This window comes from Amycolatopsis sp. NPDC051903 (assembly GCF_044452505.1).
Classification (GTDB): domain Bacteria; phylum Actinomycetota; class Actinomycetes; order Mycobacteriales; family Pseudonocardiaceae; genus Amycolatopsis.
On the sequence record NZ_JBITBT010000003.1, the window covers coordinates 276,292 to 283,614 of the forward strand.

A 7,323-nucleotide genomic window follows, 5' to 3' on the forward strand; every position below is an offset into this window, starting at 1 on the left:
ACGAAGTTGCTAACGACTGACTCAACTTAGTTGTTCCCGAATGACTCAAATCACAATCAGGGTAGCGTGGGGGTGTACAGGTATGTACATGTACGTAGGCGGCAAGAAGCAGAAGCTGGTCGGCGACCTCGCCGACCGGATCCGCTCCGGCCGCCTCGTCCACGGCGCCCAGCTGCCGGGCGAGCACGAGCTCGCCGAGCAGTACCAGGTCAGCCGCGGGACGGTGCGCAGCGCGCTGTCCGACCTGCAGCAGCAGGAGCTCATCGCGACGCACGCGGGGGTCGGGTCGTTCGTGACGTTCGACGGGGTGCCGCTCGACCAGCGCGCCGGCTGGGCGCGGGCGCTCGCCGACACCGGGTCGCCCGTCACCACCGAGCTGCTGGGCCTGACCGAGGTCGAGGACGCCGAGCTCACGCGCCGCTTCGCCGTCCCGAAGTTCATCCTGGTGAAACGCCTGCGCCGCGACGAGCACTCCCGCGGCATCTCGCTGGAAGTGGCCACCGTCCCCGCCGTCGGCACCCTCGCCGACCTGCCGGTCCGCGGCCTGGTCGACGGCTCCCTCACGGCGACCCTGGAGGAAGCCGGCCGCCACCCCGCGAGCGGCGACCAGTGGATCACCGCCCAGCCCCTCGACGCCGGCGCCGCCGCGCTGCTGGGCCGGCCCGCCGGCGAGCTGTTCCTCAAGGCCACCCGCACGTCCGTCGACCCCGACGGCGCGTTGGTCGAGCACGTCGTGAGCCTGCTCGACCCCGGGCGCTTCAGCTTCCACCTCACCTTCGGCCGCCCATGAGCCCCCGCGACCGCGCGCTCGCCGCGCTGACCGGTCTCGCGGTCGGCGACGCGCTCGGCATGCCGACGCAGTCGATGTCGCGCGCCGAGATCCGCGCGGCCTACGGGAAGATCACCGGCTTCCGCCAGGCCGTCGCCGCCCAGCCCATCGCACCCGGCTTGCCGGCGGGCTCGGTCACCGACGACACCGAACAGGCCCTGCTGCTCGCGCGCCTGCTCGTCGACGGCGGTGGCCACGTCGATCCGCGCGTGTTCGCCGACGCGTTGCTCGCGTGGGAGGCCGACCTGATCACCCGCGGTTCGGCCGATCTCCTCGGCCCGTCGACGAAACGAGCGCTCCAGCTCCTGGAAGAAGGCGTCCCACCCGAAGAAGCCGGCCGCACCGGCACCACCAACGGCGCCGCCATGCGCGTGCCGCCCGTCGGCATCGCGACCCCGCCGGACGACCTGGCCACGCTCGTCGACACCGTGGCCGAGACCGCGCGCGTCACCCACAACACGTCCCTCGGCCTCGCGGCCGCGGCCGCCGTCGCCGCCGCGGTGTCGGCGGGGGTCGACGGCGCGAACCGCATGGAGGCCTTCGACTTCGCCGAACACGCCGCGACCCTCGGCGCGGCGAATGGGCACTGGAGCGCGGGCGGGGCCATCTCCGCCCGGCTGCGCTGGGCCCGTGACTGGGTGCGCGGCCTGCGCCGTTCCGAGCTGGACGACGCCGTGGCCGACGTGATCGGGACGTCCGTGGCCGCGCAGGAATCCGTGGTCGCCGCCTTCGCGCTCGCCGAAGTGCTCGACCCCGCCGACGCGCTGCCCACCGCCGCGGCGCTGGGCGGCGACACCGACACGGTCGCCGCGATCTGCGGGGCCCTGCTCGGCGCGTGCGGCGAGGAGATCCCCGCCGAGCTGGGCAACACCGTCGTCCGGCTCAACCGGCTCGACCTCGGCCCGCTCGTCGACGGCCTCGTCACCCTGCGCCGGACCATCCCGTGAGCCGCCTGATCCACACGGGACAGGTTGTGGTCGACCTCGTGCTCGGCGTGCCGCACCTGCCCGCGCGCGGGGGCGACGTGCTGGCCACGTCGACGAACCTGCTGCCCGGCGGCGGTTTCAACGTCATGGCCGCGGCCGCCCGTGCCGGCGCCGACGTCGTCTACGCCGGCACGCACGGCACGGGCAGCTTCGGCGACCTCGTGCGGGCGGCGCTCGAAGCCGAAGGCATCACGGTCGCGCACGAACCGACGGCCAGCGGCGACACCGGCGTCGTCGTGGCGCTCGTCGACGCGGACGGCGAGCGGACGTTCGCCACCGGCACCGGCGCGGAGGGCCGGTTGCGCGCCGACCAGCTCGCCCGCGTCGTCGCGCAGCCCGGGGACCTCGTTTACGTCACCGGCTACAGCCTCCTGCACGCCACCAACCGCGACGCCCTCCTGCGCTGGCTGCCCCACCTGCCGGGCTCGCGCGTGCTGTTCGACCCCGGCCCGCTCGTGACGAGCTTCGACCCCGAAGACCTCGCACAGCTGATGTCCACAGTGGACATCCTCAGCTGCAACGCGCGTGAAGCCGAAGCCCTCGACGTCGCCGTGCTCGCCCGCCGCAGGACCGTCATCGTCCGCGACGGCCCCGCCGGCTGCGTGCTCCACCACGGCGGCCAGACCAGGCGGATCTCCGGCTTCCCCGTCACCGCCGTCGACACCAACGGCGCGGGTGACACCCACTGCGGTGTCCTGGCCGCCGAGCTCCTGCGCGGCCGAGATCTGCCGGAGGCGGCTCGCACCGCCAACGCCGCCGCCGCGTTCTCCGTGACCAAACGCGGACCCGCCACGGCCCCGACGCGCGAGCACCTGGCGCGGTTCCGGCGGGACGTTGACGCCGGCTCCGGCGGCTCCTACGGTCGAACTGAACAGGTCTGAACAAGTCCGGATAGGCGGTCGCCATGGCCAGGACCGAAGCGCGGGCACCCGAAAGCGGCAAGCTGAAGGTCGAAACGCACGGCATCAACGTGATCGGCGACGCCGACCGCCACGGCCGGCCGCGGGACCTGTTCTGGCCGTGGTTCGGCGCGAACGTGTCGATCCTCGGGCTCAGCTACGGCTCGTTCGCGCTCGGGTTCGGCATCTCGTTCTGGCAGGCCACGATCGCCGGGGTGCTCGGGATCGTGTTCTCGTTCCTGCTGTGCGGCTTCATCGCCGTGGCGGGCAAACGCGGCTCCGCACCCACGATGGCGCTCTCGCGCGCCGCGTTCGGCGTGCGCGGCAACCACCTGCCGTCGGCGATCTCGTGGATCCTCACCGTCGGCTGGGAAACGGTGCTGACCGCGCTGGCGACGATGGCCACCGCGACCGTGTTCGAACGCCTCGGCTGGGGCGGCGGCCCGACGACGAAGGTCGTCGCGCTGATCGTGGTCGCCGGGCTGACCGTGCTCAGCGGCGTGCTCGGCTTCGAGGTCATCATGCGCGTGCAGACGTGGATCACCTGGATCACGGGGATCCTCACCGTGGTCTACGTGGTGCTGGTCGCCGGCCACGTGCACTGGACGGCGGTGAGCGCGGTGCCCGCCGGTTCGGCGCAGGAGTTCATCGGCGCGCTCGTGTTCCTGATGACGGGTTTCGGCCTCGGCTGGGTCAACGCGGCGGCCGACTACTCGCGGTACCTGCCGCGCCCGGCGTCGAGCCGCGGCGTGATCGGGTGGACGACGTTCGGCGCGTCCGTCGCCCCGCTCGTGCTGCTGGTGTTCGGGTTGCTGCTGGCCGGTTCTTCGCCCGAGCTGAACCAGGCCGTGGCGGCCGATCCGATCGGCGCGCTGACGACGATCCTGCCGGTCTGGTTCCTCGTGCCGTTCGCGGTTGTCGCGGTGCTCGGCCTGGTCGGTGGCGCGGTGCTGGACATCTACTCGTCGGGCCTGTCGCTGCTGTCCGCGGGCCTGCGCATCCCGCGCTACGCCGCGGCGCTCGTCGACGGCGTGATCATGATCGCCGGCACCGTGTACCTCGTCTTCTTCGGCGGCACGTTCCTCGGGCAGTTCCAGGGCTTCCTGACGACGCTGGGCGTCCCCGTCGCCGCCTGGTGCGGCGTGATGCTCGCCGACGTGCTGCTGCGCCGCCGCGACTACGCCGAAGCCGACCTCTACGACCGCCGCGGCCGCTACGGCGACGTCCGCTGGGGCCCGATCGCCCTCGTTGTCGTCGCGACGGCCCTCGGCTGGGGCCTGGTCACCAACGCGTCGGCGGGCTGGCTGCACTGGCAGGGCTACCTGCTGGCACCGTTCGGCCTGGGCGGGCGTGAGGGCTCGTGGGCGTTCGCGAACCTCGGCGTGCTGGTGGCACTCGTGCTCGGCTTCGTGGTGACGGTGCTGCTCGGCCGCTCCCGCGTGCGCGCGCAGGAGGCCGCGGCGTGAAGCCGCTCCTCACGGTGATCGACTTGCAGAACATCTTCGGCGAGCCGGACAGCGAGTGGTTCACCCCGCGGTTCGCCGAGATCGTGCCGCGGATCCGGCGGCTGGTCGGCGCCTTCGGCGCGCGCGTGGCGTTCACGCGGTTCCTGGCGCCCGAGCAGCCGGCCGGGGCGTGGGTGAAGTACTACGAACAGTGGCCGTTCGCCTTGCAGCCCGCGGATTCCCGAGCCTACGCAGTGATCGACGAATTTCCGGTCGAGTCCACCGTGGACTCGAATACTTTCGGCAAGTGGACTCCCGAACTCGCCGCCCTCGCGGGCGACGGCGGGCTCGTCCTGGCGGGCGTCTCCACCGACTGCTGCGTGCTGTCCACCGCGCTGGCCGCCGCCGATGCGGGCGCGCCGGTGACGGTGGTGGCGGACGCGTGCGCGGGTGTTTCCGACGAGAGCCACGAGCGAACGCTCGAAATCCTCCGGCTCTACGGCCCGCTCGTCAACGTCGCCACCACCGACGAGATGCTCGCCGGGTAGCGACTGGGCCTCCGGCGGGGAGGGTGCCGGAGGCCCAGAAGAATCAGTTCTCCTCGACCCGCGCCGCCGCCAGGCGCCGCACGCGGCCGCGGACGCCCAGCCAGCCCGCGATGAGCACGAGGGCCAGGACGGGCAGGCTGTAGATGAGGATCTGCCCGGTCGTGCCGCCGAACCAGCTCATCGTGAGGACCAGCAACAGGAAACCGAGCGTCACGTAGTTGGTGTAGGGCGCGCCGGGGAGCCGGTAGCTCGGCCGTTCGAGCTCGCCGCGCGCGGCCTTGCGCGTCATCGCGAGGTGGCAGATGACGATCATCGACCACATGCCGATGATGCCCAGCGCCGAGAACTCCAGGGCGACCTCGAACGCCTCACCCGGCACCACGAGGTTGAGCACCACGCCGAGCACGTACACCGCGGCAGTCAGCAGCACGCCGCCGTAGGGCACGCCGCTCTTGCTCATCTTCGCCGTGAACTTCGGCGCCGAACCGGCGACCGAGAGCGAACGCAGGATGCGGCCCGTCGAGTAGAGGCCCGAGTTCACGCTCGACAGCGCAGCCGTCAGCACGATCAGGTCCATGATGCCGCCGGCGGCGGGGATCCCGAGCTTGGAGAAGAACGTGACGAACGGGCTTTCACCGCTCTTGTAGGCCGTCCACGGGAGCACCATCACGAGCAGCAGCACGGAACCCACGTAGAAGACGCCGATCCGCCACGCGACGGAGTTCACGGCCTTCGGGATCACCTTGCGCGGGTTGGCGGTCTCGCCGGCGGTGACGCCGACCATCTCGACGCCGGAGTACGCGAAGACGACACCCTGCAGGATCAGCAGCGCGGGCAGGAACCCGGTCGGGAACAGGCCGCCGTTGTCGCTGATGAGGCTCGGGCCGGTGACCACGCCGTCGACCGGGTGGCGCGTCACGAGCACCACGATCGCGACGACCATGAACACCACGAGCGCGAGCACCTTGATCGCGGCGAACCAGAACTCCAGTTCCCCGAACAGCTTCACCGACACCATGTTCACCGCGAGGATCGCGAACAACGCGATGAGCGCGGGAATCCACTGCTGCAGGGTGGGCCAGAAGAACTGCGTGTACTTCGCGACCGCGGTCACGTCGGCGACACCGGCCGTGGCCCAGTTCAGGAAGTACATCCAGCCGGCGAAGAACGCCGCTTTCTCGCCGAGGAATTCGCGCGAATACGAGACGAACGAGCCGGAAGACGGGCGGTGCATCACCAGTTCACCCATCGCCCGGACCACGAAGAACGCGATGATCCCGGCGACGGCGTACACCACGGCGAGCGCGGGTCCGGTGCTGTGCAACCGGGAACCGGCACCGAGGAACAGGCCGGTCCCGATGGCGCCGCCGATGGCGATCATCTGGACCTGACGGTTCTTCAGCCCTTTGTGGTACCCGGTTTCCTCGTGTGCGAAAGCCGTGTCCGGCGGCTCCGCGACGGCCTGCCCCGACGGGTTCGACATGGGATTCCCCTGTTCTGACAAGAAGAAGTGCGGGTCGTGACGCAGGGGCCGGCCGACCGCTGTGTCGCGCCTGATCATGATGTCGGCGAACGCGAGTGCGACGCAACGGAAGCGGCGATAACTTAGGGTTGATTTGAGCTGGGCCACCCGGAAATCGGCGGTGGTGCCCGAATTTCCCGGAATTGGCGAGTCTTTCGCGCCGTCGGCGCGAAGAGTCTTCAGTGGACGGTCAGGCCCAGCTGTCCGGCTGCCGCCCGTCGACGTCGGTGAAGCCGTACTCGCGCGCGAGCTGCGCCGACGTCACCGAGTGCTGGTTCCACCGCGCCCGCTGCGGATCCGCGGCCAGCGCCGCCACCGCGCGGCCCACGTAACGCGGCGATTCGGATTCCGCGAACGGCGGCGGGGCCGTCGGCAGGCCGCCCGGCCGGTCGGGCTCCAGCGCCGAGCGCCAGGTTTCCTCGGTGACGCCGTAGTTCTCCAGCATCATCTCCGAACGCAGCCAGCCCGGCGTCACCGCGACGGCCGTACCGCCGAACGGCGCGAGCTCGTGGCCCTGGGAGAACGCCAGCCGGTTCACCGAGGCCTTCGCGAGGTCGTAGAACACCGAGATCCGGTACTGGTCGGCGTTGTAGGCGGCCGTGCCGTCGGTGACCTCCACGAGCAGGCCACCGGGGCGCTCGACGAGCAGCGGCAGCAGGTAGTGCGACGTCACCAGGTGCGTTTCGACGCCGAGGCGCAGGATGCGCAGGCCGTCGTCGAGGTCGTGGTCCCAGATCGGCGTGTTCCAGTCGGCGGGCCCGCCCTTGAGGCGTTCGGCGCCCCAGATGTCGTTGACCAGCACGTCGAGCCGGCCGTGGTCGCGGCGGACGCGTTCGGCCAGCACGCGCACCTGTTCGTGCTCGAGGTGGTCGACCTGCAGCGGGACACCGACCCCGCCGAGGCTGGTGACGAGCGCGGCCGTCTCCTCGATGGTCTCGGGGCGGTCGTAGTCGGAGTGGCCGTCGCGTTCGCTGCTACTGCGGCCGGTGCAGATCACCGTGGCGCCTGCTTCGCCGAGCGCGGCCGCGATGCCCCGGCCCGCGCCGCGCGTCGACCCGGCCACCACCGCAACGCGATCGCGCAAATCGGGCACG

Annotated in this window: 7 protein-coding genes; 5 read left to right on the forward strand and 2 right to left on the reverse strand. The window is 71.4% G+C overall.

Features of this window, described 5'->3' with window-relative positions; all coding sequences use genetic code 11:
- The first annotated feature begins 88 nt into the window (after positions 1-88).
- The 5 genes from ACIA77_RS08955 to ACIA77_RS08975 are packed head-to-tail and all read left to right on the forward strand — an operon-like array spanning position 89 to position 4,707.
- On the forward strand, positions 89-790 hold the full coding sequence (locus ACIA77_RS08955; RefSeq protein ID WP_395885629.1) for a GntR family transcriptional regulator: 702 nt from the start codon (positions 89-91) through the stop codon (positions 788-790).
- On the forward strand, positions 787-1,776 hold the full coding sequence (locus ACIA77_RS08960; protein WP_395885230.1) for an ADP-ribosylglycohydrolase family protein: 990 nt from the start codon (positions 787-789) through the stop codon (positions 1,774-1,776). Before ACIA77_RS08955 ends, ACIA77_RS08960 begins: the two co-directional genes overlap by 4 nt.
- The gene (locus ACIA77_RS08965; protein WP_395885231.1) at positions 1,773-2,696 is read left to right on the forward strand and encodes a PfkB family carbohydrate kinase; all 924 of its coding nucleotides are present in this window, start codon (positions 1,773-1,775) and stop codon (positions 2,694-2,696) included. Before ACIA77_RS08960 ends, ACIA77_RS08965 begins: the two co-directional genes overlap by 4 nt.
- A 23-nt stretch (positions 2,697-2,719) precedes the next feature.
- A complete protein-coding gene (locus ACIA77_RS08970) occupies positions 2,720-4,180 on the forward strand; it encodes a purine-cytosine permease family protein (RefSeq protein ID WP_395885232.1) in 1,461 nt (486 codons plus the stop codon).
- Positions 4,177-4,707: a cysteine hydrolase family protein gene (locus tag ACIA77_RS08975; RefSeq protein WP_395885233.1), complete on the forward strand. Its 531-nt coding sequence runs from the start codon at positions 4,177-4,179 to the stop codon at positions 4,705-4,707. The genes ACIA77_RS08970 and ACIA77_RS08975 overlap by 4 nt, the downstream gene beginning before the upstream one ends.
- A gap of 43 nt (positions 4,708-4,750) precedes the next feature.
- Here the strand turns inward: ACIA77_RS08975 and ACIA77_RS08980 are convergent, their stop codons facing one another.
- Together ACIA77_RS08980 and ACIA77_RS08985 are read right to left on the reverse strand one after the other, a co-directional pair.
- Complete coding sequence (locus ACIA77_RS08980) at positions 4,751-6,190, reverse strand: amino acid permease (protein ID WP_395885234.1); 1,440 nt, start codon at positions 6,188-6,190, stop codon at positions 4,751-4,753.
- Between the two features lie 229 nt (positions 6,191-6,419).
- Positions 6,420-7,313 (reverse strand): SDR family oxidoreductase, encoded by an 894-nt coding sequence (locus ACIA77_RS08985; RefSeq protein ID WP_395885630.1) that lies wholly within the window; start codon positions 7,311-7,313, stop codon positions 6,420-6,422.
- Positions 7,314-7,323 lie beyond the last annotated feature (10 nt).

What these genes read in the sequence shown, in the direction of transcription:
- ACIA77_RS08955 (WP_395885629.1), top strand. Translation starts at nt 89, where the DNA reads ATGTACGTAGGCGGCAAGAAGCAGAAGCTGGTCGGCGACCTCGCCGAC.
- ACIA77_RS08980 (WP_395885234.1), bottom strand. Translation starts at nt 6,190, where the DNA reads ATGTCGAACCCGTCGGGGCAGGCCGTCGCGGAGCCGCCGGACACGGCT.
- ACIA77_RS08970 (WP_395885232.1), top strand. Translation starts at nt 2,720, where the DNA reads ATGGCCAGGACCGAAGCGCGGGCACCCGAAAGCGGCAAGCTGAAGGTC.
- ACIA77_RS08960 (WP_395885230.1), top strand. Translation starts at nt 787, where the DNA reads ATGAGCCCCCGCGACCGCGCGCTCGCCGCGCTGACCGGTCTCGCGGTC.